Annotated in this window: 20 protein-coding genes; 17 read left to right on the plus strand and 3 right to left on the minus strand. The window is 43.5% G+C overall.

The window, feature by feature from the left end; translation table 11 throughout:
• Window positions 1-57 precede the first annotated feature (57 nt).
• From AAA943_RS05435 to AAA943_RS05455, 5 genes are all read left to right on the plus strand, one after another.
• Window positions 58-1,026, plus strand: coding sequence for a DUF6807 domain-containing protein (locus AAA943_RS05435; RefSeq protein ID WP_338223214.1), 969 nt, complete (start codon window positions 58-60; stop codon window positions 1,024-1,026).
• Window positions 1,027-1,052: 26 nt separating this feature from the next.
• Window positions 1,053-2,423 (plus strand): Gfo/Idh/MocA family protein, encoded by a 1,371-nt coding sequence (locus AAA943_RS05440; RefSeq protein ID WP_338218823.1) that lies wholly within the window; start codon window positions 1,053-1,055, stop codon window positions 2,421-2,423.
• A gap of 195 nt (window positions 2,424-2,618) precedes the next feature.
• Window positions 2,619-3,914, plus strand: a complete 1,296-nt coding sequence (locus AAA943_RS05445; protein ID WP_338223215.1) for a putative oxidoreductase C-terminal domain-containing protein — start codon at window positions 2,619-2,621, stop codon at window positions 3,912-3,914.
• A gap of 62 nt (window positions 3,915-3,976) precedes the next feature.
• Complete coding sequence (locus tag AAA943_RS05450) at window positions 3,977-5,380, plus strand: NAD-dependent epimerase/dehydratase family protein (RefSeq protein WP_338223216.1); 1,404 nt, start codon at window positions 3,977-3,979, stop codon at window positions 5,378-5,380.
• A gap of 100 nt (window positions 5,381-5,480) precedes the next feature.
• Window positions 5,481-6,428 carry an aldo/keto reductase gene (locus AAA943_RS05455; RefSeq protein WP_338223217.1) on the plus strand — a complete coding sequence of 316 codons (948 nt, stop codon included), beginning with the start codon at window positions 5,481-5,483 and terminating at the stop codon, window positions 6,426-6,428.
• A gap of 47 nt (window positions 6,429-6,475) precedes the next feature.
• On the opposite strand, the gene AAA943_RS05460 is transcribed toward AAA943_RS05455, so the two are convergent.
• Window positions 6,476-7,090: a beta/alpha barrel domain-containing protein gene (locus AAA943_RS05460; RefSeq protein ID WP_338223218.1), complete on the minus strand. Its 615-nt coding sequence runs from the start codon at window positions 7,088-7,090 to the stop codon at window positions 6,476-6,478.
• Window positions 7,091-7,219: 129 nt separating this feature from the next.
• On the opposite strand from AAA943_RS05460, the gene AAA943_RS05465 reads away from it, so the two are divergent.
• From AAA943_RS05465 to AAA943_RS05510, 10 genes are all read left to right on the plus strand, one after another.
• Window positions 7,220-7,882: a hypothetical protein gene (locus AAA943_RS05465; protein WP_338223219.1), complete on the plus strand. Its 663-nt coding sequence runs from the start codon at window positions 7,220-7,222 to the stop codon at window positions 7,880-7,882.
• Window positions 7,869-9,539 carry a S8 family peptidase gene (locus tag AAA943_RS05470; RefSeq protein ID WP_338223220.1) on the plus strand — a complete coding sequence of 557 codons (1,671 nt, stop codon included), beginning with the start codon at window positions 7,869-7,871 and terminating at the stop codon, window positions 9,537-9,539. The genes AAA943_RS05465 and AAA943_RS05470 overlap by 14 nt, the downstream gene beginning before the upstream one ends.
• 37 nt (window positions 9,540-9,576) lie before the next feature.
• Window positions 9,577-10,230: a ribulose-phosphate 3-epimerase gene (gene rpe / locus AAA943_RS05475; RefSeq protein ID WP_338223221.1), complete on the plus strand. Its 654-nt coding sequence runs from the start codon at window positions 9,577-9,579 to the stop codon at window positions 10,228-10,230.
• A 107-nt stretch (window positions 10,231-10,337) separates the two neighbouring features.
• Complete coding sequence (locus AAA943_RS05480) at window positions 10,338-10,814, plus strand: hypothetical protein (RefSeq protein ID WP_338223222.1); 477 nt, start codon at window positions 10,338-10,340, stop codon at window positions 10,812-10,814.
• 98 nt (window positions 10,815-10,912) lie between these two features.
• Window positions 10,913-11,935: a hypothetical protein gene (locus tag AAA943_RS05485; RefSeq protein ID WP_338223223.1), complete on the plus strand. Its 1,023-nt coding sequence runs from the start codon at window positions 10,913-10,915 to the stop codon at window positions 11,933-11,935.
• Window positions 11,936-12,029: 94 nt separating this feature from the next.
• Entirely contained in the window at window positions 12,030-14,549 is a 2,520-nt protein-coding gene (gene gyrA / locus AAA943_RS05490) for a DNA gyrase subunit A (RefSeq protein WP_338223225.1), read from the plus strand.
• A 23-nt stretch (window positions 14,550-14,572) separates the two neighbouring features.
• On the plus strand, window positions 14,573-15,781 hold the full coding sequence (locus AAA943_RS05495; RefSeq protein ID WP_338223226.1) for a tetratricopeptide repeat protein: 1,209 nt from the start codon (window positions 14,573-14,575) through the stop codon (window positions 15,779-15,781).
• Between the two features lie 166 nt (window positions 15,782-15,947).
• On the plus strand, window positions 15,948-17,054 hold the full coding sequence (locus tag AAA943_RS05500; protein ID WP_338223227.1) for an acyloxyacyl hydrolase: 1,107 nt from the start codon (window positions 15,948-15,950) through the stop codon (window positions 17,052-17,054).
• Between the two features lie 92 nt (window positions 17,055-17,146).
• Entirely contained in the window at window positions 17,147-19,603 is a 2,457-nt protein-coding gene (locus AAA943_RS05505) for a PIG-L family deacetylase (RefSeq protein ID WP_338223228.1), read from the plus strand.
• Window positions 19,604-19,705: 102 nt separating this feature from the next.
• Window positions 19,706-21,409 (plus strand): sodium:solute symporter family protein, encoded by a 1,704-nt coding sequence (locus tag AAA943_RS05510; RefSeq protein ID WP_338223229.1) that lies wholly within the window; start codon window positions 19,706-19,708, stop codon window positions 21,407-21,409.
• 58 nt (window positions 21,410-21,467) lie between these two features.
• On the opposite strand, the gene AAA943_RS05515 is transcribed toward AAA943_RS05510, so the two are convergent.
• Window positions 21,468-22,316: a DUF2911 domain-containing protein gene (locus tag AAA943_RS05515; protein WP_338223230.1), complete on the minus strand. Its 849-nt coding sequence runs from the start codon at window positions 22,314-22,316 to the stop codon at window positions 21,468-21,470.
• 175 nt (window positions 22,317-22,491) lie between these two features.
• Between AAA943_RS05515 and AAA943_RS05520 the strand changes: the two genes are divergently transcribed.
• Both AAA943_RS05520 and AAA943_RS05525 read left to right on the plus strand, forming a co-directional pair.
• Entirely contained in the window at window positions 22,492-23,412 is a 921-nt protein-coding gene (locus AAA943_RS05520) for a 2-hydroxyacid dehydrogenase (protein ID WP_338223231.1), read from the plus strand.
• Window positions 23,413-23,419: 7 nt separating this feature from the next.
• Window positions 23,420-24,262, plus strand: coding sequence for a universal stress protein (locus AAA943_RS05525; protein ID WP_338223232.1), 843 nt, complete (start codon window positions 23,420-23,422; stop codon window positions 24,260-24,262).
• Here the strand turns inward: AAA943_RS05525 and AAA943_RS05530 are convergent.
• The gene (locus tag AAA943_RS05530) at window positions 24,249-24,968 is read right to left on the minus strand and encodes a tetratricopeptide repeat protein (RefSeq protein ID WP_338223233.1); all 720 of its coding nucleotides are present in this window, start codon (window positions 24,966-24,968) and stop codon (window positions 24,249-24,251) included. The genes AAA943_RS05525 and AAA943_RS05530 overlap by 14 nt on opposite strands.
• Between the last annotated feature and the right edge of the window lie 22 nt (window positions 24,969-24,990).

Here is a 24,990-nt window from a genome sequence, read left to right on the forward strand (position 1 = left end):
GGTTTTTAGGGGATTTTAATAACTTCAAAATCACAAGTCCAATAACCTTAAATTTCCATGTCTTTCAAAAGAATTTTGACCTCTTCGTTCTTTTTTGCCCTTTTTTCTACGGGATCGTTTGCGCAAGATGTCGAGCTCAGAGACTCCGAAAAGGGAGTTGATTTCTACTTCGGCGGAAAGAAAGTTTTGACCTATCAGACAGTCAAAGAACCTGTGCCTCGGGGAGTCAAAGAGGCATTCAGCAAATCGGGATTTATACATCCGATCAGTTCTCCAAGCGGTCAAGTGCTCAGTAGGATACAGCCAAAGGATCATTACCATCACTACGGTGTTTGGGGACCCTGGACCCGGGCTACAATAAATGGCCGGGAAGTGGATTTTTGGAATTTGGGTGACGAAAAGGGCAGAGTGGATTTTTCCCACATCCTATCAAAAAAGGTAGCTGGAGGTGCTGCAGAACTGAACGTGCGGCAGAATCATATGGATCTAAAGGCCCCAGAGTCAGAAAAGTTGGCTATCGAGGAGGATTTGAGAATCAAGTTGAAGCCGGCAGACAATGGCCGATATATGGTAGATTATACGACTACCATTTCAACCAAAATTCCCGGAGGAATCCTTTTGGATGATTACCGATATGGAGGAGGGATTGGTTTCCGTGCCACCGAGGTTTGGGGAGATGACAATAGTACCATTTTGACTTCAGAGGGCCACGATCGCAAAACTGCAGATGGAACGGAAGCCAAATGGATCATTGTCAAAGGAAAAACTGATTCTCCCGAAGGTCAAAGCGGGATTCTTTTTCTCAGCCATAATACCAACAAAGCCCATCCGGAACCTTTGCGGGTTTGGCCTGTCGGTCAATACAATGGAAAGGGGAATGTGTTCATTGAGTTTTGCCCCATCCGTCACGAATCCTGGGAACTACAACCAGAAAAGCGCTACTCCCTCAAGTACCGGATGATCGTATTTGACGGTGACCTCAGTTCCGAGGAAGCTGAGGCTTATTGGAGAGCTTTTGTGAAATAAATAGCAAGCAACAAACCATTAACGATATGCAAAGAAGAGATTTTATGAAAAAAACGGCCCTTGCAGGAGCTGCTTTTGGCTTCCCTACCATTGTTCCAGCTTCTGTTTTTGGAAAAAACGCACCGAGTAACAAAATCAATATCGGGCAAATCGGTTGTGGAAGAATTGCCCGTGATCATGATCTACCAGGCACTTGGAGACATGATGTTGCTCGAATTGTAGCGGTATCCGATGTGGATAGCAAGCGAATGGCAGATGGGAAAAAACTGGTCGAAGACTACTACACCAAAAAGCTGGGCGAAAAATACATGGATGTGAAGCAGTATGGGGACTATCGGGAAATGTTGCTCAACAAGGATATCGATGCGGTGATCATTTCCACTCCGGACCATTGGCATTCGCAGCCTGCCATGGAGGCAGCCTTGGCTGGAAAGCATATTTATGTGCAGAAACCCACCTCTCTGACCATCAAGGAAGGGCGGCAATTAGTCGAAGTGGTCAATAAAACCGGTGTTGTTCTTCAGTTGGGAACGCAGCAGCGCTCGAGTGAGCAATTTAGAATTGCTGCTGAATTGGTTCGAAATGGCCGAATAGGAAAACTTCATACGGTCCGAATTGGTCTTCCGGGAGATCCTGCCGGACCGGATGCCCCGCCCATGCCTGTTCCCTCCAATTTGAATTTTGACATGTGGCTCGGTTCGACTCCAGAAATCCCTTATTCAGAAATTGGCGTGCATCCACAAAACGATTACAGCCGTCCGGGCTGGTTGAGACACGAAAATTATGGAGCTGGTATGATTACCGGCTGGGGTCAGCATCATTTTGACTCAGCGGCATGGGGAATGGATACCGAATTGACCGGACCCAGATATATTGAAGCCGTAGCTGAATTCCCTCGGGCTGGTTTTTGGAACGTTCACGGTGACTTTATGGTCAAAGCCGAATACGACAATGGAATCGTCATGCTGACTTCCGGTGGCTATCCCAACGGGATTCGATACGAAGGTACTGAAGGATGGATTTGGGTTTCCCGAGGAAATTATCAGGCCTCTTCCTCGGATCCGGTAGCGCAAAACAACAATGCCAAAGCTCTGGACGCTTCAAATCCCAAAATCCTGACTTCTCAGATAGGAGAAAATGAAATCCGATTGACCCGAAGTGATGAGCATCACGGCAATTGGCTGGATGCGATACAGGGCAAAACTGAGTTGCTTTCTCCTGTAGAAATCGGACATAGGGCCTGTTCAGTGTGTTTGATTAGCCATATCGCCATGAAAATGGGCAGAAAACTGGCTTGGGATCCAGTGAAAGAAGAGTTTATCAATGACCCGGAAGCTAATTCGCATCTCAGTAGGCCTCAGCGAAGACCCTGGGGAACGGATTATGTGAAGGTCTGAAGCAAAAAGTCTGAAGTCTGAATTTAGAAAGCTGAAGAAGTAAGTCATCAAACCTTTGTTAAAACTTCAAAAGCATGTAATGAGAAGGTTTTCCCAACTCACAGAAAAATGGAAATGAATCTGAGAAATTATACATTAGGGGCCTTTGCGGCCCTTTTGTTCGGGGCTTGTAGCTCGACAGAACCTGAAAGCAATATGAGTGAATCCACCATCCAAAATGTAACCATTATGACTTTGGATCCCGGTCATTTTCATGCCGGCTTGATCCATAAGACCATGTATCCGCAAGTGGATTCAACTGTTTACATTTTTGCACCTCCAGGAGATGAATTGAAGGATCATCTGAAACGATTGGAGTCTTACAATACCCGTTCAGAAAATCCAACCGCTTGGAATTTGGAGATCTACTCAGGAAATGATTACCTGAAGAAGATGATTTCCCAAAAACCCGGCAATGTGATGATGGTGGCCGGAAAGAATGACAAAAAAATAGATTATATCCTTGAGGCTGTCCAAAATGGGATTCATGTATACGCAGATAAGCCCTTGGTTATCAATCGCGGAGGATTTCAAAAGCTGAAGAAGGCCTTTGAGATAGCTAAAGAGAAAAATTTGCTGGTCTATGATATCATGACGGAGCGGTTCGAGATTACCACTTTACTTCAAAAAGAGCTCTCCAGAATTTCTTCTGTTTTTGGTGAATTGGAAAAAGGAAGCCCGGATAATCCCGCAATTACCAAAGAATCCGTGCATCACTTTTTCAAATATGTTTCTGGAGTTCCTTTGGTAAGACCAGATTGGTTCTTTGATGTAGATATCGAAGGAGAGGGAATTGTGGATGTGACCACCCACTTGGTGGACTTGATTCAATGGGAAGCCTTTCCGGATCAAATCTTGGATACCACTGACGTGACCATGCTCTCTGCCAGAAGATGGGCTACACCGTTAAGTTTGGAACAATTCCAGCAGGTGACCGGAAAGTCTGATTTTTCAGATTTTCTCCAAAAAGATGTTAAAAAAGGTTCATTGGAAGTCTATTCCAATGGTGAGATGAATTACACCCTGAAAGGTATTCATGCCAAAGTCAGTGTAATCTGGAATTTTCAGGCACCAGAGGGGGCAGGGGATACTCACTACAGCTTGATGAGAGGGACCAAAGCCAATCTGGTAATTCGTCAGGGAAAAGAACAAAACTACCGCCCGGAGCTATACGTGGAGCTTTTGGGAGACCAGGATGAAGCTTTGGAAGAGGCTGTAAAAGAGACCCTTCAAAGTACCTATCCCGGAATCGATTTGGAAAAAACCACCACTGGCGAATATCGGGTGGTTATTCCTGACCGATACCACAATGGGCATGAAGCACATTTTGCCCAAGTGACGGAGCGTTTTTTGGACTATTTCCAGAATGGAAATCTTCCGCTTTGGGAGGTACCCAATATGATTACCAAATATCACACAACCACTCTGGGGAGGGAATTTGCCCGAAAATAAAATACCAAGCCTGCTGAACAGACTGGAATTGAATTAGTTTATCTTTCAGTTCCAGTTTTTTTATGTCTATATCCAGCTCTTCCACATCCAGGCCTTTGACTGTTGCCATAGCAGGGGCTGGAGGCTATATCGGAAGTTGGTTTATTGAAAAGTTCAAGTCTAAGTATAACCTCATCGGCCTCAGCCGGAGAAAAGTCAAATCCAACCCTTATCCGGAATTGGAATGGAGGCAGGTGGAACTCTATTCGATTTCCTCTACCATCGAGGCTTTAAAAGGGGTAGATGTAGCCATCTATTTGGTCCATTCCATGAATGCATCCACCCGGTTGAATCAGGGAAGTTTCGAAGATACTGATTTGCTTTTGGCAGATAATTTCAGCCGGGCAGCCGAAATGAACGGAATCAGACAGATAATTTATCTGGGTGGATTGATTCCCGATGAGCCGGAAGAAAAACTATCTCGGCATCTGAAAAGCCGCTTAGAAGTGGAAAAAACACTGGGATCAAGGGGCTCCAAATTGACTGCGTTACGGGCTTCGATCATCGTAGGTCCAGGAGGTTCAAGTTTTGACATGATCAAAAATTTGGTCAGAAAACTTCCTGTTTTGATGTGTCCACAATGGACCGAATCTTTGACACAGCCCATTTCTTTACGGGATACCCTGGATATAATTGATACCTGCATTGGCAATTGCTCAGTCTATGGTCAAGTCATAGAAATAGGCAGCAACGAGGTGATGTCCTACCGTCGCATGCTGGAAAAAACAGCAGCATCCATGGGTAAAAAACGCCTGGTTTTTTCTATTCCGGTATTTTCTCTGGGGCTAAGCAAATTCTGGGTTGGCCTTTTTGGAGAAAGTCCCCCTCAGCTGGTATCTCCTTTGGTGGAAAGTCTCAAACATACCTTGATCATTTCTGACCGATTGGCATTTAAGGAGAAGCAAATCAGGTACCTCACTTACGAGGAATCTGTTCAGGTTGCTCTCACGACTAAGGAGTTACCCAATTTGCCTGACTTTTATAGAAACAAGGGAGTCAAAAATACGGTTCGCTCCATTCAGCGAATTCCCAACAAAGGCAGGAACTCTGCACTTTGGGTAGCGAATCGCTATTATTTGTGGTTGCCCAAGTTCTTTCGGTTTTTGGTCAATGGTAAAGTATCCAATCAGGGAGAAATCGGATTTCATCTCCTTTGGGGGAAAAAGCCGATGCTTCAATTGACGTTGATTCCTGACCGCAGTGATGAACAGAGACAGCTTTTCTACATCACCGGAGGCTGGCTGGTCAAGCGGTTTGATTACGGATGGATGGAGTTTAGAGAAGTGCTGGACAGCCGATATATCGTTTCTGCCATTCATGAATTTGTTCCCCGCCTTCCATGGATTATTTACATCAATACGCAGGCTAAGTTGCATCTTTGGGTGATGAACCGCTTCAAGCGATACTTGGAAAAAAAGTCGGAATGAAAACCCAAATCCACCATCTTTAATGCTCTAGAGATCGTAAATACTTTATAAATCAATCCAGTCGAAGTCTTTCGATAGATCCATAAAATCAACAAAACAGATGAAAACCCTTTCTTTTAAAAACGGAGATACCCTGCCAGCCCTAGGCTTAGGTACATGGAAAAGTAAACCTGGGGAAGTAAGAAAAGCAGTCTATTGGGCGATACAGGCAGGATATAGGCATATCGATTGCGCAGCTATCTATCAAAACGAAAAAGAGGTAGGACAAGGGATTTCCGATGCTTTTTCGGATGGATTGGTCAAGCGGAGTGATCTTTTTGTGACCTCCAAGCTTTGGAATGATTGCCACCGACATGAAGATGTGAAGCCGGCTTTGGAAAAGTCTTTGGAAAATCTTCGCTTGGATTATCTGGATTTATATCTCGTTCACTGGCCAATCTCTTTCAAACATGGGGTGACGTTCGCATCTCATCGGGAAGAATTTTACACCTATCAGGATGTGCCCCTAACTCAAACCTGGGAGGCCATGCAGGAACAAAAAGCATCTGGAATGGCAAAACATATCGGGGTATCCAATTTCAACCAAACCAAACTGAGGGAAATCCTCGCCATGAAAGGAGAATCCCCTGAAATGAATCAGGTGGAGATGCATCCCTTTTTGCCTCAGCTTCCTCTGGTCAATTTTTGTAAGGAAAATGGCATCTTAATGACTGCTTATTCACCTTTGGGCTCTCCAGATTCCAGGGCTGAGAAGCATAAAAATGACCCTGTTCTACTCACTAATCCTATGGTGGAAGAAATAGCCAAAAAGTATGGAGTAAACCCGGGTGTGATTTTGATCGCTTGGTCCTTGCACAGAGATATAGCTGTCATCCCCAAGTCTGTCAACCATGACCGGATCTTCTCCAATTTTGAAGCCTCAAAAATCCAGCTCAGAGATGAAGACATGTTGGAGCTTAGGGATTTGGGAATCGCTCATCGATTCATTGATGGCAGCTTCTTTACAGGAGCACATAGCCCGTACAAGCAGAGTGACCTTTGGGATTGATACTACAAAGCCCGGACTGAACGTAAAAAGGTCCGGGTTTTTTGTTGCTAGTCTTCGATTTCCAAAGCTTCGAGGATATCCGCCATTTGGTCAAAATCCCTCAGCCCGGCTTTGATCTCTGTTCCTCCCTTAAGGGAGATTCCATACACCGGTAGGGTTCCTATTACTTCCAAAACATCATTCGGATGAAATCCATCGGCCAAAATCACTGGAAACTTATCCGAAAGCACTTGGATTTCTTTTTGTTTCTGAAATGCTGATTCAATATTTGTCAAGTGAAGGTAAAGGGATCGCTGACCTAGTTTTTCCTCCAATTCCAAGTCCAAGTGATTGATTTCGTCCAGATCGCATTGGTAGATCAATGGAAGCCCCAAATCATTTAAAGACAAAAGTGTGTCCAGACGATCATGCTCCACCCAAGAAAGTCCCGGATATTTGTCTAGCAGAATCCGGATTTCCTCTTCCGGAATCCCTGCTGTCTCCCCTACAAATTCTACTCCAGAGAGCCAACCCGTAATCTCTTGGAATTCTTCGGGACTCACAAAATTGGGATCTTCTGAGTTGAGACAAAAACCCAAGAGATTGACCGTCATCCCCGCACAATACCGAGCATCGGTGAGGTTGTTGATGTGATTGATTTTTACAAAAGTTTTTAAAGCCATTTTTGGATCATGTAATTGGACAAAATTACTCCACAATATTTGCCCATAAAAGAAAACAGGGCAGAAGTAAAACGGCTACTTCTGAAAATCTAGAAACAAAATCTGCTATTTTTACTTCTCTGATTAGTTATGCGGAAGATTTATCTGATTTTTTTTATTTCCCTGACAGGCTTGATTTTCTCTTGCGAGGAGGAAACAGAGCCCGCTTTTTTTGATCCACAATTTGATTTTCAGCCTTTGGAGATAGGCAGGTTTTGGATTTACGAAGTGGAGCAGACTATATATTTTGGAGAAAATGATGCTGAAGATTTCTCTTTTTTCATTCGGGACAGGGTAAGGACATCCTACCTCAATGCAGAGAGAAGTTTAGTTTTTGTGGTGGAAAGAAGTCGCTCTGCGGATGGGATATTTTGGTCTAAAGAACTGGAATATACCCTTCAACTTCGAGATTTATCCTTGCTGAGAACAATCAATAATCAAACTTTGGTTGTACTCAATTTTCCTCCTGAGTTAGGCAAGGTCTGGAATGGATTGGCCTATCAGGCCGAAGGTTTGGACGAATTTGAGATAGAGGCAATCGATGTCGAACAGGTCAGAGTAAAGCAAGAGGAAGTGGACGATGAAGTGACAGTGAGGGATGTTCGGTATGAGGTGTTTCAAAAAGGAGTAGGATTGGTGGAAAAATATTCAGAAGTGCTAACTTATTGCTCGAGAAATGACTGTTTGGGACAGCAATTGATTAATGGAGGAGAGAAAATTCACCTGAGACTGAGCGACTATGGGAAAAATTAAATCGGTTTTGTTTGCCTTGGCTTTTTTGGCTTTTATCTCTTTTTCAGAAGCCCAAAATCGCTTTGCAGTTTATTACAAATACAAACCTCAATCTGGATTTACTCTATCCAACCCTGGGGAGTATCTCAGTGCCAAAGCCCTCCAAAGGAGACAGCGAGAAGGGCTTTCTGCAGATAGTTTGGATCTGCCCGTTGCAAAAAAATACGAAGAGGTGGTTAGCAGTCAGGCTACCTATTTGCTCTACAGCAGCAAGTGGTTGAATGCCTCGGTGGTCATTGCCGAGGAATCCCAAGCCAAAGTTCTGGAAGCCTTACCCTTTGTGGACCGGGTTGAGTTGGTGGCAAGAGGATCTATTCCTCCGCCTTCCGGAAGGGTAAAAAATTACCTCAGAGTGAGCGCGAGCAGTTCGGTAAATTGTGAGGATCCCAAATTAAACTCAAGGATTACAGAAGTGGGAGCTAATCAGTCCTACCAGTTTCAAAATGAAATTCTCGGAATCGATGTGATGCATGAAGAGGGATTTACGGGCAAGGGGATTACTATCGCGGTATTTGATGCCGGATTTCCGGGTGTGAATCAAGCCAAAGGTTTTCAAAATCTGATGGCAAATGGACAGATTATTGGGCAAAAAGACCTTATTCGTCCTTGGAATCCTTCCGTATTTACAGACCATCCTCATGGAACCAATGTGCTTTCTTTGATCGGTGCCAATGATCCCGGAGTTTTGGTGGCAGGGGCTTATGAATCGGAGTTTGTTTTGGTCATCACTGAAGAAGTCGCCACCGAATACAGAATCGAAGAATTGAATTGGGTGAGAGGTGCCGAATATGCTGATAGTCTAGGGGTAGATATCATCAGCAGTTCGGTAGGCTATTGGGATTTTGACGATCCCTCAATGGATTACACAGTTTCAGATTTGGATGGGAATACTGCCACGATTACAAAAGGTGCCTCTATCGCTGCAAACAAAGGAATTTTGGTCGTAAACAGTGTGGGAAATTATGGGGCCAGGGGCACTTCCTCCTTGGTGGCACCGGCAGATGCCATAGGTATTTTGGCAATCGGTTCGGTCAATTCCTCGCTCGATGTCTCTGGATTTAGTTCGCGGGGTCCAACAGGAGATGGAAGACTCAAACCGGATTTGGTAGCCTACGGAGAGAGTCCGATTTTATTGAGGGCCAATGGGACTTCCGGTGCTGCAAGTGGTACTTCCTTTTCCGCTCCACAGGTGACCGCATTAGCTGCCGGACTTTGGCAGGCAAGGCCTGAGTGGAAAAAAGCTGAATTGATCCAAAGGCTTTTGGAGAGTGCGAGTAAATTTGAAAACCCCGACAATAACTTTGGATACGGTATTCCCAACTTTTATCAGGCCTATTTTGGTGAGATTCTTTCGGCTGAAACAGAGGAAGAAGTAGAATGGAAAGTCTTTCCTAATCCTTTGGTTGGAGAAGAGTTGAAGATCTATTTTGGCACGGGTTTAGAAAGTCAATTTGAATTGATTGATCTTACCGGCAAAGTTTTGATTCAAACCAAGCTGATTCGGTCAGAAGCCAAATCCCCATATGTTGTTCAGCTTTCGGGAGTAAAGCCCGGTTTGTATTTGGTGCAAATGACCGATGGTCTTCTCGTCAATCAAGCCAAGCTCCTTAAGCAGTAGCAATGAACCACTTTCTAAATAAGCATTCAATCAGCCTATGAACCCTCTCATCGCTCCTTCCATTCTTGCTTCTGATTTCGCCAATTTGCAGCAGGAGGTGGAGATGCTGAACCAATCAGAAGCAGATTTTATCCATGTAGATATTATGGATGGGGTCTTTGTACCCAATATTTCTTTTGGGATTCCGGTCACAGAATCTATACACAAGCATGCAAAAAAACCTTTGGACGTTCATCTGATGATTGTTCATCCGGAAAACTATCTGGAAGCTTTCCGAAATGCTGGGGCAGAAATCCTTTCTGTTCATATTGAAGCTTGTCCCCACCTACACCGAACGCTTCAGGCGATCAAGCAGCTTGGAGCCAAAGCCGGTGTGGCAGTCAATCCGCATACTTCAATAAGCATGTTGTCCGAAATAATCGAAGAGGTGGATTTAGTTTGTATAATGTCGGTTAATCCTGGATTTGGAGGCCAAAAATTCATTGAAAATACCTATTCCAAAGTTTCCAGATTAAAGGATTTGATTCTTTCAAAGGGGTCAAAAACGTTGATAGAGGTAGACGGGGGGGTCAATTTAGACAATACACCCCGTCTTTTGGACGCTGGGGCCGATATCTTGGTTGCAGGGAGTTTTGTGTTCAATTCTCCGGATCCGACTCAGCTTATTTCCCGAATGAAAGAGTCGGTTTGAGACCCCAACCGCTTATCATAAAAATTCTTAAATCGTCAAATTTGAACTTGTAATTCCTTTCCAAGGTTGGTTTATTGTAAGTTGTATTCATTTAAACCAAGATAGTTATGAGAAAAATTTGGATGTTTTTGGCTCTTTTTATGGGGTATAGTTTGTTTAGTGTAGCTCAGGAGGCAGATGAAAAAGTGACAGACGAGGATTTGGCAAAGTTTGCTAAAGTAGAGGTAATGACGTCACAATATGTAGAAGACAAAACCGAGGAGTTGAAAAACATGATCATCAATAACGAGGTGATCGATGGAGGAGCGAGATACAACGAAATCAAGGCCGCTTGGGGTGATCCTGAAAAGGAAACAGAAATTGAATTGACAGATGAGGAAAGGGCAGCCTATCAAGCCATCAAAGAATTTCAGGACTCCTTGCAGCAATCCGTGGTGGACTACAAGACCGAATTGATTAAAGACGACGAGATTCTTGGTGTATCCATTTACAACAAAGTAAATGGTGCAATTAAAGAAGATCCTGCTCTTAAGGAAAAGTTGGATCAAATGATTGAGGAAATGAAGACAAATGGGGGTTCCTAATCGGAGTTAGGCGAGATAATGGCAATAAATTTGAAGAAGTCTCTAAAAAAGAGGCTTCTTTTTTTATAGGTTTATGCTATTGAGCGTTTTCCATACCCATGCAGACATTGAAATCAATTTTACTACTTATTCCCACCCTGTTTTTGGGGAGTTTGGCCCTAGCGCAGGATGAAGATATTTTCGGAATTAGTACCAAAGCAAAAAACCCGAAGAGTGAATCAGGGGTTGGTAATGCGTTTAGAAACGTGATCGAGCAGTTTGCTTTTGAGCTTTCTACCGGAGCAGCCTATCATCAGATGGGAATGAGTTTTTATTCCGAAAACCCGAGCCTGTATCCCTTGACTCAATACCGGAATTTTGAAACACCATTGGATATCAGTCCGGAGAATCCACTGGAAATGAGTTCAGGAGATTGGACTTTTCCTTTGTTCAACGGGGGGGTGAGAATTAACCTTTTTAATCTCCTGACCATTGGAGGTGGGTATGGGATGGAGTGGGGAAATCTCTCACCCATGCAGGGAGGAGATTTTGAATTTCCCTTTGAAGGGGCTTCCTATCAAATTTCAAAAACCTATGGTACAGTTGGCTTGGTGCTTTATGACGCCAAGAGGAGGCAGGGATTTTTGAAAATGAGGTATAGAAAGTTCAGCTCCAATAATTTATACATGCAGTCTGAACTCAGGCAAAGAGCTCGGCAGATTTATCCCTGGAGATTTATCCTGGAAGGAGAGTTTGGGCAGCTCAAATTGAAAAATGCCTATGACCCAGCATTGGATCAACCCAATCAGCCCTATGAACCCCGATTAGCCGTTTCAGAGGACCCTTATTTTGGATTGGGATTGAGGATAGAACGTGATTTTTCTGAATATACCAAACTATTCATCAAAGGGGGAGGGGAGTTTCGCTCATTTACTTACGCCTCCTCGGATTTTTCTGAATTTCAGGAAATCAATCAGTCCCTCTACTCCATGCAAGTAGGACTTGCCATCCGAATACCCGGTACCAAACGTTGCAAAGTGCAGGGATGCGGTGTAGTGATGAAGCATATGCACAATGGAATTGAATACAGGGGAAGTTCTGTCTTCAATCTACAAAACCGAAAAGTCGGTCAGTGGTATTGATGGAATAATATCGGGCTTACTTTGAATGTGAGGTTTTAAAAGCCTTCTCTTTTTGCTATCTTGCGGCTTAATTTGACCCGCGAAAAAGCATTTTATGGCCCAAGGAGAAAACGAGAACATCATACCGATTAATATTGAAGAGGAAATGCGTGGTGCCTACATCGATTATTCGATGTCGGTCATTGTTTCTAGAGCACTTCCTGATGTCCGTGACGGACTCAAACCAGTTCATCGAAGAATTCTTTTCGGAATGCAGGAGCTGGGAGTTTTACACAACAAGCCGTATAAAAAATCAGCCAGAATAGTAGGGGAAGTACTGGGTAAATACCACCCGCACGGAGACTCTGCCGTCTACGACACCATGGTCCGAATGGCCCAAGAATGGTCCCTCAGGTATCCCATGGTAGATGGTCAGGGTAATTTTGGTTCCATTGATGGAGACAATCCCGCAGCCATGCGATATACCGAGGCAAGACTGAGAAGAATAGCTGAGGAAATGCTTGTGGACATCAACAAAGACACGGTTGATTTTCAGTTTAATTTTGACGATTCCCTAAAAGAACCCACCGTATTGCCTGCTAAAGTCCCTGCTTTGCTGCTTAATGGAGCATCGGGAATAGCAGTAGGTATGGCTACCAATATGGCTCCCCATAATTTGGGTGAGGTTATAGACGGGATTGTAGCCTATATAGACAACCGGGATATCACCGTATCGGAACTGATGCAGCATGTAATAGCTCCGGATTTCCCTACCGGGGGGATTATCTATGGTTATAATGGCGTCAAGGCTGCCTTTGAAACCGGTCGTGGCAGAATTGTAGTAAGGGGCAAGGCCAATGTAGAGACAAAAGAGGGTGGAAATCGGGAGATGATAGTCATTACCGAAATTCCATACATGGTCAATAAGGCCAATATGGTCGAAAAAACCGCCCAGCTAATCAATGAAAAGAAGATTGACGGGATTTCTGCCATCCGTGATGAATCCGATCGATCCGGAATGCGGATTGTATATGAGCTCAAAAGAGATGCGGTGCCGAGTGTGGTACTGAACAATCTTTATAAGCAGACTCAGCTTCAAACTTCATTCTCTGTCAATAATGTTGCCTTGGTTAAAGGCAGACCTCTGACCTTGAATTTGAAGGACCTGATTACCCACTATGTGAGCCATAGACATGAAGTGGTAGTCAGAAGGACAGAATATGAATTAAAGGAAGCCGAGAAACGCGCGCATATTCTGGAAGGTTACCTGATTGCTTTGGATCATTTGGACGAGGTGATTTCCCTCATCCGAAACTCAGCAGACCCGGAGACCGCCAGAAATGGATTGATGGAGCGCTTCGAGCTGAGTGAGATCCAAGCAAGAGCCATTTTGGATATGCGCTTGCAGCGGCTTACAGGAATGGAGCGGGACAAAATCGTTCAGGAGTATAAAGAAATCATGGCCTTGATCGAAGAATTGAAAGAAATCCTGGCTAATGAAGATAAGCGGATGGAAATCATCAAGGGAGAACTCCAAGAGATGAAAAGCCGCTATGCAGATGATCGAAGAACTGAAATCGAACATAATGCCGAAGATTTCAGCTATGAGGATATGATTCCCAACGAGGAGGTGATCATTACGGTCTCTCATCAGGGCTATGTGAAGCGAACTGCCCTCACCGAATACCGTACCCAAGGCCGGGGAGGAGTAGGATCAAGAGGGGTAAGCACCAAAGACGATGACTGGACGGAATATCTCTTCACTGCCTCTACCCACAATTACCTTCTGATATTTACTGATAAAGGAAAATTGTTCTGGCTCAAAACCTATGCGATTCCGGAAGGATCCAAAACGTCAAAAGGACGGCCGATACAAAACCTGATCAACATTGAGTCGGGAGACAAAATCAGATCCATTATTCAGGTGGATGACCTGAATGATCAGGATTACATCAACAATCATTTTTTGATCATGGTGACCAAGCAGGGAATCATCAAAAAAACCACCTTGGAGCAATATTCCAGACCAAGATCCAATGGAATTATTGCGCTCAATATTCGTGAGGATGACCAATTGGTCAATGTGGACATGACCAATGGTGCTCAGCACATTGTCATCGCAGCCAAGTCCGGCAGAGCAATTCATTTCCACGAATCGGCTGTAAGACCCATGGGCAGAACGGCCACGGGAGTCAAAGCCATCACGTTAAATGATGCCAATGACTTTGTCATTGGCATGGTTTGTGCCTCCGAAGAACACGCCACCTTGCTCGTAGTCTCCGAAAAGGGATATGGAAAAAGATCCATGCTCGAAGAATACAGAATCACCAACCGGGGAGGTAAAGGAGTGAAAGCAATGAACGTGACCGAAAAAACAGGCGCACTTGTTGCAATCAAAGAGGTGGTGGATTCGGACGATCTCATGATCATCAATAAATCGGGAATTATCATCCGCATCTCGATGGAACAATTGAGAATCATGGGAAGAGCAACACAAGGTGTACGGCTGATCAAAGTAGGCGAAGGGGACGAAATCTCCTCCGTAGAAAAAATTTCCAAAGTGGAAGACGAAAATGAAGAATCTTCCGATCTTGCAAACGAATCTTCCGAATCCAAAGAAGATATAACCGAATAATCAAACAAAAGAAAACAATACGAATGAAAAAGCTAATTTTATCTTTAGCACTTGTAGCTTCTACCACTTTTGTATTTGGACAAAAGAAAATGGTAAGAGAAGCTGAAAAAGGTTTCAAATCAGGCAACTTCACCGAGGCACTTACTGCTATTGATGCTGCTATTGCCAATCCTGAGACAGGAGGAGATCCAACTACCTATCTGGTAAAAGCCCAAATTCAAACTAAAATGTTTGGTTCTGATTCTTCCAATACCATGAGTACACTGGAAGTTGGAAATGCTGCCCTGAATACCTTCATGGAGGCTTTTGAAAAAGCCGGAAGTGATAAAAACTCCGATGCAGGCAAGGCTATCTACAAGGAAGATCTTGCTGGAGTTCCGGACAACCTACGTCCTTATTCTATCAATACCCTGAAGAACGTTTCTTTTGACAAAGCTTTGGAGCGATTTGAAAGTGAGGACGTCGAAATGGCTTACGAATTCTTCAATTTGGCGGGTAAAGTAGATGAAAAGGATTCCACGATCCACTATAACGCAGGCTTTATTGCCAATGATCTAGGTCGTTTTGAAGATGCAAAAAGACACTTCGGCTACCTTCTTGAAATCCCTGAATACAATAAAATCAATGCCTATTATTTCATGGTTCAGATTTTGAGCTCTGAAGACAAAGACCCGGAAGCTGCTTTTGCTTTGGTAGAAAAGGCGAGAGAGGAATATCCTGACGACAAAGTCTTGGCAGAATATGAAATCCAGCTTTTGCTTCAGTTGAATAAAATGGATCAGGCCATGGCTCAGATCAAGGATGCTTTGGCGAATGACCCTAACAACGCTGGACTTTGGTTGAGATCTGGCTATTTGAAAGAGCAGGCAGGTGATTTGGAAGGTGGATTGGCCGACTACAAGAAAGCAACTGAGGTAGATCCTGAGTTTTATCAAGGCAACTACTACACGGGAGCTTTGTTGCTGGAGATGTCAACCAAGATGCTCAACGAGTTGAATAACCTTTCTGACGAAGAGTGGGAAAAACAATCTCCTATCGTAGGCGCTAAAGCTGACGAAAACTACAAAGAAGCTGCGAAATACTTCGAAAAAGCTTCTCAAATCCAGCCGGATAACAATGATGTATTGATCATCCTTTATCAAGTACATACCCGATTGAAAAACACGGCAGAAGCAGAAAAAATCAATCAGAAATTGACTGAAAGATTGGGTGCAAACTGGATGGATAATTAATTTTCTTTCACTTTAGAAAACCCAAAAGAGGCTGTTTCATTTCCTGAGACAGCCTCTTTTCTGTTATTTTTTCTGATTCCAAGTCCTGAGGAAAAAAATGCATGGAATTGAACATCAGTATTTTCTTTAGATTTAGTTTATTTGAACCGGATTTGATCCGCTGAAAATGAGAAAAGCTATTCTTCTTCCTTTAGTCTGCCTGCTTTTTACCATTTCCATACTTGCACAGACCAAAAGTCAAAAATTTCTTAATATTTCCTATGAGTCTGGCCCCATGCTTAGCAATGGTACAGAATGGGGGGACAATATCAAAGACCTTGTCAATTACAAGGCATTGGATCTTCAGATGGGATGGAGAAGTCAGTCCAATACGCATTTTGACTATTTGTATCGATACCCGGTATTTGGGATAGGATTCAATTCTACCTTGACTTATACATCTGAGGTAGGTAGGCCCATGGCTGTCTATGGATGGATGGATATTCCTTTTTCTCTCCCTCGGGTGGACAGAAAATTGAGCTTCGGTTACTACACTCAAATGGGAATAGGATTCAATCTCACCCCCTACGATCCGGATATCAACCCTGAAAATCAATACATAGGCTCAAATATCAATGCTTATGTCAATCTTGGTTTTTATTCCAAATACCAAATCAATGAACGCATAGGTTTGAGGGCGGGATTGGGTTTGAAGCATTATTCCAACGGGGCCACAAAAAAGCCCAATGCAGGGATCAATCTTTTCCCTTTGAATGTGGCAGTCAATGTCGGTTTGGGTGGATTGAGTTCCTTTGATTATACCAAGCCTGATATTTCTGAAAAAAAGCTTCGCTCCTTTGTAAATTTCGCTTTGTACACCGGGATGAGAAATTATGAGATCGGAGATCCATCCTATTTTAGAGGAGGATTGGGAATCAATTACCTGATTGAGCCGTCTTACAAATATCGATTGGGATTGGGATTGGATTTCTTTTGGGCTCAAGGAATGGAATTGAGATTTCCGGGTGAAAGTTTTTCGTTTAGGGACCAAACTTCCATTGCCGTAGTCGGATCTTGGGAATGGCAGTTGACCTCTAGATTGTTTGTTCCGATCGGTTTGGGAGTCTATTTGTATAGAAATGAACTCAATCAGGAATTCACCTGGTTTTATGAGCGAATCGGAGTACGATATCGGTTTGGCAGTGACTTTTCAGCAGGTATGTCCATCAAAGCTCACAAAGCAAAAGCAGACTTTTTTGAATTCACTCTTGGCTATACAATCCCAAGAAAGTAATCGGATGTCTGCATCCAATCTTTTCCATTAATAAAAAAAAGATTTCTTTTCGCGGATAGTTGGGATAGCTTTCGGAGTATATTCAGCCAACTATGCTCAAACCCAAAAATTGCCTACTATCCACGGTTGTGATTCTGTTTGCATGGATTTGTAACGGTTTTGCTCAATCACTTCCGTCCTCACAAATCTATCATCAGCTACTTCAGCTCAATGAAACCAAGCGTGTTCTGTATGTGGCAGCCCACCCAGATGATGAAAATACCCGCCTCATTGCCTATTTGGCTAACGGAGAACATGCAGAGGTGGCCTATTTGAGTCTGACCCGGGGAGATGGAGGACAGAACCTGATAGGAAAGGAGCTTGGAGTGGAATTGGGTCAAATCCGCACCCAGGAACTTCTAAAAGCCCGGGCTACAGATGGAGGAAGGCAATATTTCACCCGCGCTATGGATTTTGGGTTTAGCAAAAATCCTACTGAAACGCTCCAGAATTGGGATAAGGAAAAAGTCTTGGCAGATGTAGTCTGGGCAATTCGAAAGTTTCAGCCCGATATTATTATCACAAGATTTAATACCATTCCTGGTGTTACTCACGGGCATCATACGACTTCAGCGATTTTGGCAGGAGAGGCCTTTGAGCTTGCTGGTAAAGAAGATGCTTTTCCAGAACAATTAAAGTATGTTTCTGTATGGTCTCCCAAGCGGATATTCTTCAATGCCTATAATTTCCGCGGGGAATTTGAGCCGGAAGAAGGGAAAAAGTACCATGCTTTCGAAGTAGGAGGTTTTGATCCGCTTCTTGGAAAAACCTATCATCAAATTGCCGCAGACAGCAGAACGATGCATAAATCCCAGGGTTTTGGATCCACAGCAGGTAGCGGAAGAGCCAGAGATTTTATCGAGCAAGTAGGAGGGGAGACCTATGTTGATTCACCTTTTGAAGGTGTATTGGATAGATGGGTAAGTATATCCGGTGGTAAAGAGGTGAAAAACAAAATTGAAGAACTGATTGAAAATTTCAATTTTATCCAGCCGGATCAAAATGTACCTGCCATGCTGGACTTGAGAAAATCCATGCTAGAGTTGAACTCAGAGGAAACCTGGCTAAAAGAGAAGATTGAAAAATTGGATCAAACCATCTTTAAAGCATTAGGATTTGAATACGAGTACATTACCCGAAAGGAAATTGGTTTCCCTAGAGAAAGTATATCTACCGAGCTGATTTTGAACAACCCTTCTTTTTTGGAAATTGAGGATGTTACCTTTCAAGTATCTGAAACCTATTATGTTGGCAAAAACACCAAAGAAAATGAAACAGTCCAGCTTCCTATTGAATTAAAAATTCCTGAGGAAATTTCTTATTCTCAGCCGTACTGGTTGAAGGAGCCATTAGATGGAGCCATATTTTCAGTTTCCAATCAAAAAAATATCGGAGTTCCCTTTTCCACCCAAATTATCGGAGGCGACCTTTCATTTACGATCAGTGATCAAAAGTTTGAGTTACCTGTTCAACTTTTTTATAAATACAATGATCAGGTGGATGGAGAAATCAAGCAGCCGTTTATTATAGTCCCCGAAGTTGATTTGACCGTATCTAAAGACAATGTTTTCTTGATATCTGGTGCTGAGCCAACCGTTACAGTCACGGTTAATTTCAGAGATCAATTCTTGGAAGGGAACCTGGATTTTGAAGGAATAGACCCATCCCAATTTCGGATTTTGAGTATTGAGGATGTTGCTTTTCAAAAAAAGCGAATCTATCAAGTAGCTTTTTTACCCAATGGAATCGGAAAAAAGGTAGTCACTGCGCGATTCACCACAGCAGAGGGAAAGACATACAATCAGACCACCAAGACGATCTCTTATAAACATATCCCTAATTTGACTTACTTTATCCCTGCATCCATTAATTTGATACAAGCCGATTGGAAAGTCTCTTCAGCGAAAATCGGGTATATTCCCGGAGCAGGGGATGATGTGCCAGGTGTTCTTTCTGCCTTAGGGTACCAAGTGACCATGATCGGTCCAGGAGATTATTCTGTGGATTACCTTAGCCAGTTCAAGGCAGTGATTGTCGGTATCCGAGCATATAATACCAATTCAGAGTTGGCGGCTAATCAGCAGGCACTCATGGGGTATGTAAGATCCGGAGGGAATTTGATTGTTCAGTACAATACCAGCTCTCCACTGCTAATCAATCAGTTGGGCCCTTATCCGTTTACCATCGGAAGAGATCGGGTCACCGTGCAGGAGTCTCCTGTGGTTGCCGATTGGAGTCATCCTGTAATGGCGGGACCTAATCCGATCAAGGAATCCGATTTCTCTGGATGGGTACAAGAAAGGGGCCTCTATTTTGCCTCCAATCCGGATGAGAATTACAGCAGTCCTTTGACCATGCAGGATCCTGAAGAAAAAGCTTCTCAAGGCGCATTAATCTACACGAAGTTTGGGAATGGAACCTTCGTATACACGGGGATATCTTTCTTCCGACAGCTACCGGCAGGGGTTCCGGGTGCGATTAAATTATTTATCAACCTAATCGAGCAATAAAGTGGGCGAAACTCAAATTCGTTGGCGTAAAGTCTACCTTCTTTTGATGGCAAGTCTTGTGCTGATGATTGCGCTTTTTTATTGGTTAACCCTAGCCTACCAATGAGCACTCTGGATTGGGTAGTTTTATTCTGGACTTTGATTTCCATTGTGGCTTTTGGCGTCTACAAGACCCGAGGCAAGAAGAATTTGGATGCCTACCTCCGAGGCAAGAATTCGATGAACTGGTGGACGATCGGCCTATCGATTATGGCAACTCAGGCCTCAGCGATCACCTTCCTTAGTACTCCCGGGCAGGCTTACGAGGATGGGATGCGTTTTATCCAATTCTATTTTGGTCTGCCCTTGGCCATGATTATCATTTCGGTCAGCTTCATCCCGATTTACTACAAGCTCAAAGTGTACACAGCCTATGAGTATTTGGAGGGGAGATTTGACCTCAAGACCCGTACGCTTACTGCTCTGCTCTTTATAGTTCAGCGGGGATTGGGGGCAGGAATTACGATCTATGCTCCGGCCATTATTCTTTCCACCCTCCTCGGCTGGAATCTAACCTTCACCAATGTCCTAATCGGGGTATTGGTCATCGTCTACACCGTTTCTGGAGGGACAGAAGCCGTTTCCATAACCCAAAAGCAGCAAATGGCTGTGATGATGGGAGGGATGATTTTAGCCGGAATCATCGTTATTCAGCTCTTGCCTATTTCCTTTCAGGAAGCTCTCCATGTGGCTGGAAAGATGGATAAACTGAACGTGGTTAGTTTTGAATTTGACCTTTCTGACCGATATAACATCTGGTCGGGAATGACAGCGGCCGTTTTCCTATTCCTAAGCTATTTCGGTACGGATCAGAGCCAGGTGCAACGCTACCTTTCCGGACAGACTCTGACACAAAGTAGAATGGGGCTGATCATGAATGGCTTTTTGAAAATTCCTATGCAGTTTTTAATCCTCTTTATCGGGGTCATGGTCTTTGTGTTTTACCAATTCACCCAGCCTCCTGTGGTTTTCAATAAAGTGCAGACCGAAAAGCTCCAACAAAGCCCTTATGCTTCCGACTATAGTAAGCTGGAAGAAGATTATTCCAGAAGCTTTCAGGAAGGAAAAATGGCCTATCAGGCTATGCTGGAGGCGGTAGAAGGGGAGGATGATCTCAAAATTGCAGCGTTTAGGGAGCGGATCAAAGAAATCAAGTCGGAACAAAGCGAAATCCGGGATGAAGTCAAATCCTTAATCCTCCAAAATGATCCAACTGCTGAAACCAGAGATACCGACTATGTTTTCATGCGCTTTGTGATGGATTATCTGCCTCAAGGCTTGGTTGGGCTTTTGTTTGCGGTAATTTTCTCTGCGGCGATGTCTTCCTCCGCCTCCGAACTGAATGCTTTGGGTTCGACCAGTACCATTGATTTGTATAAGCGCTCCCTGAAAAAAGAAGCTTCTGACCAACACTATCTGTTCTCCTCAAAGATTTTTACTGCTTTTTGGGGACTGGGAGCCATTTTGTTTGCCACCTATGCATCTCTTTTTGAAAATCTTATCCAAGCGGTCAATCTTTTGGGGTCCCTGTTTTATGGAACGATTTTGGGGATTTTCCTGGTTGGATTTTTCATGAAATGGATCAAAGGAAAAGCAGTTTTCTTGGCGGCTCTTTTCTCCCAGGCCTTGATTTTGGTCATTCATTTTTGGAATGGAATAGGCCTTTTTGGGATGTATTGGGATATCGGTTTTCTTTGGTACAATGCCATCGGGTGTTTGGCTGTCATGGGGGTAGGTGCTTTTCTTCAACTGATCCTTAAGAAATAAAAAATGCCTTTGGAGAACTTCCAAAAGCATTTTTCTTGGTTTTAAGATAAGACTCAGATTATTTGACACTTTTGATCAGGCGTTCATTTAGACCTACATAGTCTGGATTTTTTGCCTCAACAGCCATGTTCTTGGATTTGGTGGCAGATTCTACAGCTTCCGATTTTAAGCCTATTGCCAATTCAATTTTTGCTCTCAGATGCATGGTCCAATATTTCGGATCCTGATCGGTAGACTGTTTGATCCAGGAATAGGCCTGATCCATGTCCTTTTTATTGGTAAAGTAGTAGTTCGCTGCTTGGTAAAGCAGGGCTGAATCAGTCGTCTTGGCATCGATTACCTGTTTTTGGATTTCTCCCATGACGATTGGGTCTACTTCAGTGGTGATTTTGAAGTCCACTCGGGTTTGTTCCCATTTTAGTGACAAGTCAGCACTGTTATCCGTGAGGTTATTGAAAGTGATTTCGAAGGTTTCGTATTTTTTGCTGGTTTTACCAGGGGTGGCCGAAAATCTCAGCAAGTCGTCATCTGCATTGTATCCTATTGAACCCCAAAGATTGGTGTTTTTGCTAAGGATAAGAGTCCAAGTACTCTTTCCCGGAATGGAATACAAGGCATACGAGCCGGCGGGTACTTTTTTTCCTGCAATACTTACTTCAGTAGAAAAAGTTAGTACGGTGGCACCATTGGCACCTGTTCTCCAGACTTCACCATATGGAACAAGCTCTCCAAAAATTTTTCTTCCTTTGGTGCTGGGCCGACTGTAATCTACGGTCACGTCTGTAAGTCCCACTTTTTGGGAAATTCTAGCACTTGGACTTGCTTGTGGCATGGGGATTTGCTGAGCAAAAGTCATCGATGCCAGCAGAAGAAAGGCTACTAAAGAAATTCTAAATTTGGTTTGCATGATTTTTTTATGAGGTTAAGTTTATTCTCTAATTCAGATTGGAAAGTCGAGGTTCCAAAACTCTGCAATTTGGGGCAATTCTTTCTTTTTATGCTTAGCCTTTCTGCTTAAATTTCACTTGTATTTTTTTCGGGGAGAGGATTCCGTTAATTTTACTACTCAACCTTTTTGATCAATGAGTATTGCCATAATCAGTCCAGGAAGAGATCCTAAAATTTGGATAAATGTTTTAAAAAAGTACCAAACAGACCTGGATATTCAGGTTTATCCTGAAATAGAAAGACCTGAAGAGGTGGAAATGGCCTTACTTTGGCAGCATCCGCCCGGCTATCTTTCCAATTTTCCCAACTTAAAACTGATCAGTTCACTAGGCGCAGGGGTAGACCATATTCTCAGTGATCCAGCCGTCCCTGAGTCCATGCCGATCGTAAGGATCGTCGATGAAAAGCTGACCTGGTCTATGACGAACTATGTGGTGACCGGAGTACTTAATTTTCATCGTCAGATCACCCGCTATCAGGCAGATCAAAAGCGTAGCGTTTGGGATATGTCCAATCCTGAGATTCCCGTTAAAGTAGGAGTGATGGGCGTTGGGGCTTTGGGAGGGGATGTGATGGATAAGCTTCATTACTTGGGGTTCCCCGTTTATGGTTTGGGATTTACGCTAAAAAAGGATTTCCCCTATCCCTATTTTTCCCGTGATCAAATGGATGATTTCCTTTCAGAAATCAATGTCCTCATCTGCCTTCTTCCTTTAACTCCAGAGACAGAAGGAATTTTAAATATTGAGCTATTCAAAAAATGTAATTCGGGCACTTATCTCATCAACGTGGCTCGGGGCAAGCATCTGATCGAAGAAGATTTGATTCCTGCATTGGACGAAGGTTACCTGTCTGGTGCGATGCTGGATGTCTACCGAAAAGAGCCTTTGCCTGAAGATCATCCATTTTGGGAGGAAAGCAGAATCCTCTGTACTCCTCATATTGCCAGTGTGACCAATCCTGAGGCAGCAGGTCCTCAAATAATTGAAAATTTCAGAAGAATGAAATCCAACCTCGATCTGCTGAATATCGTTGACCGCGATAAAGGTTATTGATTTTCTTATGGAAAAACGGTTCACTATTTTATGTCCAACAGATTTTTCGGAATGTTCATTAAATGCCATTGAGTATGCCGCTCGATTGGGAGAGAAGTACCAGGGACGACTATTTCTTTTTCATGTGCTCAATCGGGAGGATTACCAGAAAATGTCTCCCGAAGATACCCATGGCCGGTATCAGGAAGAATTTGTTCAGGAAAAGCTAAACAATCTGCAAGACGCCGTGTGGAAAGAAAGTGAGTCCAAGGGACTTTACAGTTGTGAAACGGCCATTCGTGAAGGCGGAATCGTGCAAGGTGTCTTGGAGTTTTCCAAATCCGTTCAGGCGGATTTAATCGTGGCGGGTACGGAAGGAATCAATGAATTGAGAGAAAACATCATTGGAAGTCGGGCTTCCCGATTGGTTGAAAATTCCGATCGGGATATTTTGATCGTACCCCGTAGAGTTTTTTTTAAAACCCCAAGAAAACTTGTTTTTGCCTCCGATTACCTGGAGGAGGACAAACTAGCAATTCAAAAAGTAGTGGAAATGGCTGGTTTTTTTAAAGCAGAGGTTGATTTTGTCCATGTCTCCACTTCTTTAAAGATCATGGACAAAACTTTGCACGAAACTATGGTAGAAGAAATCAGGCCCTTTGTCCGATACGATAAAGTGAACTATGTGCTGAAATCCTACAGAGACGATTTGGCTTTGGCGCTGGAAAATTACCTTCAAGTAGCCAAAGGAGATATGCTTGTCACCTTGAGTAAAAAGAAGAGTTTTTTTCAAAAGGTGTTTACTAAAAATATCTCAAAGAAAATGTCCTATTTTCTCAGCAAGCCTCTTTGGGTAATCAAGAGTTTTTAGGCTTATTTCCAGAAAACAGACCTTTTACAAAACTCATGAATTCCTTTCTGGACCCCTTGTCTGTAAATACGGACAGGAAAGTTTTCCAAAAATGATCTACGTTTAATTTTCGATCTTCAGTTGCTTTGAGCAATTGTACCGGGGTTTCTGCTTTCTTTGAGGAAGTCCCAATAGGTGGAAGTTCCGGGCGTTTGGACTCGGGCTTGTAGCCCACCAAGTCATCCGCTTTGCTGAAGCTCTTTTTCGCCATTTCGCGATAGCCCATTTTCTCTTCAACCAGCCCCTTGTTATTGTGTGCCACCGCATCTTCAGGATCCAGCTCGATGGCCTTGTCATAGTCCTCAATCGCACCGGCCAAATCTCCGATTCGATCCTTGAAAAAAGCCCTGCTGCTGTATCGGTAGGGATTGTTGGGGTCCAAATTGGCTGCCCGATCAAACTCCGCCAAAGCTTCTTGATTTCTTCCCAGAAGATGCAAGACCACCCCTCGGTCACTGATGTAGTCTGTATTGTATGGCTCTATCTGAACTAATAGATCAAAATCCTCCAAGGCTGCGTCCCCTTTTCCGAGCCGGGATAGAATTCTTCCTCGGTAAAGGTGAAGCTCGGTTTTTCCACTTTCTTTTTCGATCAACTGATTAAAACATTCCAAAGCTTCCTCAAATTTTCCCTCTTTGTACAGATTAAAGCCTTTCTCAAAATTCATGTTATCAACTTTTGGGTCTCAC

The organism is Algoriphagus confluentis, assembly GCF_036245625.1.
In the GTDB taxonomy this organism is placed as follows: Bacteria; Bacteroidota; Bacteroidia; order Cytophagales; family Cyclobacteriaceae; genus Algoriphagus; species Algoriphagus confluentis.

What these genes read in the sequence shown, in the direction of transcription:
- AAA943_RS05435 (WP_338223214.1), top strand. Translation starts at nt 58, where the DNA reads ATGTCTTTCAAAAGAATTTTGACCTCTTCGTTCTTTTTTGCCCTTTTT.
- AAA943_RS05440 (WP_338218823.1), top strand. Translation starts at nt 1,053, where the DNA reads ATGCAAAGAAGAGATTTTATGAAAAAAACGGCCCTTGCAGGAGCTGCT.
- AAA943_RS05445 (WP_338223215.1), top strand. Translation starts at nt 2,619, where the DNA reads ATGAGTGAATCCACCATCCAAAATGTAACCATTATGACTTTGGATCCC.
- AAA943_RS05450 (WP_338223216.1), top strand. Translation starts at nt 3,977, where the DNA reads ATGTCTATATCCAGCTCTTCCACATCCAGGCCTTTGACTGTTGCCATA.
- AAA943_RS05455 (WP_338223217.1), top strand. Translation starts at nt 5,481, where the DNA reads ATGAAAACCCTTTCTTTTAAAAACGGAGATACCCTGCCAGCCCTAGGC.
- AAA943_RS05460 (WP_338223218.1), bottom strand. Translation starts at nt 7,090, where the DNA reads ATGGCTTTAAAAACTTTTGTAAAAATCAATCACATCAACAACCTCACC.
- AAA943_RS05465 (WP_338223219.1), top strand. Translation starts at nt 7,220, where the DNA reads ATGCGGAAGATTTATCTGATTTTTTTTATTTCCCTGACAGGCTTGATT.
- AAA943_RS05470 (WP_338223220.1), top strand. Translation starts at nt 7,869, where the DNA reads ATGGGAAAAATTAAATCGGTTTTGTTTGCCTTGGCTTTTTTGGCTTTT.
- rpe (WP_338223221.1), top strand. Translation starts at nt 9,577, where the DNA reads ATGAACCCTCTCATCGCTCCTTCCATTCTTGCTTCTGATTTCGCCAAT.
- AAA943_RS05480 (WP_338223222.1), top strand. Translation starts at nt 10,338, where the DNA reads ATGAGAAAAATTTGGATGTTTTTGGCTCTTTTTATGGGGTATAGTTTG.
- AAA943_RS05485 (WP_338223223.1), top strand. Translation starts at nt 10,913, where the DNA reads ATGCAGACATTGAAATCAATTTTACTACTTATTCCCACCCTGTTTTTG.
- gyrA (WP_338223225.1), top strand. Translation starts at nt 12,030, where the DNA reads ATGGCCCAAGGAGAAAACGAGAACATCATACCGATTAATATTGAAGAG.
- AAA943_RS05495 (WP_338223226.1), top strand. Translation starts at nt 14,573, where the DNA reads ATGAAAAAGCTAATTTTATCTTTAGCACTTGTAGCTTCTACCACTTTT.
- AAA943_RS05500 (WP_338223227.1), top strand. Translation starts at nt 15,948, where the DNA reads ATGAGAAAAGCTATTCTTCTTCCTTTAGTCTGCCTGCTTTTTACCATT.
- AAA943_RS05505 (WP_338223228.1), top strand. Translation starts at nt 17,147, where the DNA reads ATGCTCAAACCCAAAAATTGCCTACTATCCACGGTTGTGATTCTGTTT.
- AAA943_RS05510 (WP_338223229.1), top strand. Translation starts at nt 19,706, where the DNA reads ATGAGCACTCTGGATTGGGTAGTTTTATTCTGGACTTTGATTTCCATT.
- AAA943_RS05515 (WP_338223230.1), bottom strand. Translation starts at nt 22,316, where the DNA reads ATGCAAACCAAATTTAGAATTTCTTTAGTAGCCTTTCTTCTGCTGGCA.
- AAA943_RS05520 (WP_338223231.1), top strand. Translation starts at nt 22,492, where the DNA reads ATGAGTATTGCCATAATCAGTCCAGGAAGAGATCCTAAAATTTGGATA.
- AAA943_RS05525 (WP_338223232.1), top strand. Translation starts at nt 23,420, where the DNA reads ATGGAAAAACGGTTCACTATTTTATGTCCAACAGATTTTTCGGAATGT.
- AAA943_RS05530 (WP_338223233.1), bottom strand. Translation starts at nt 24,968, where the DNA reads ATGAATTTTGAGAAAGGCTTTAATCTGTACAAAGAGGGAAAATTTGAG.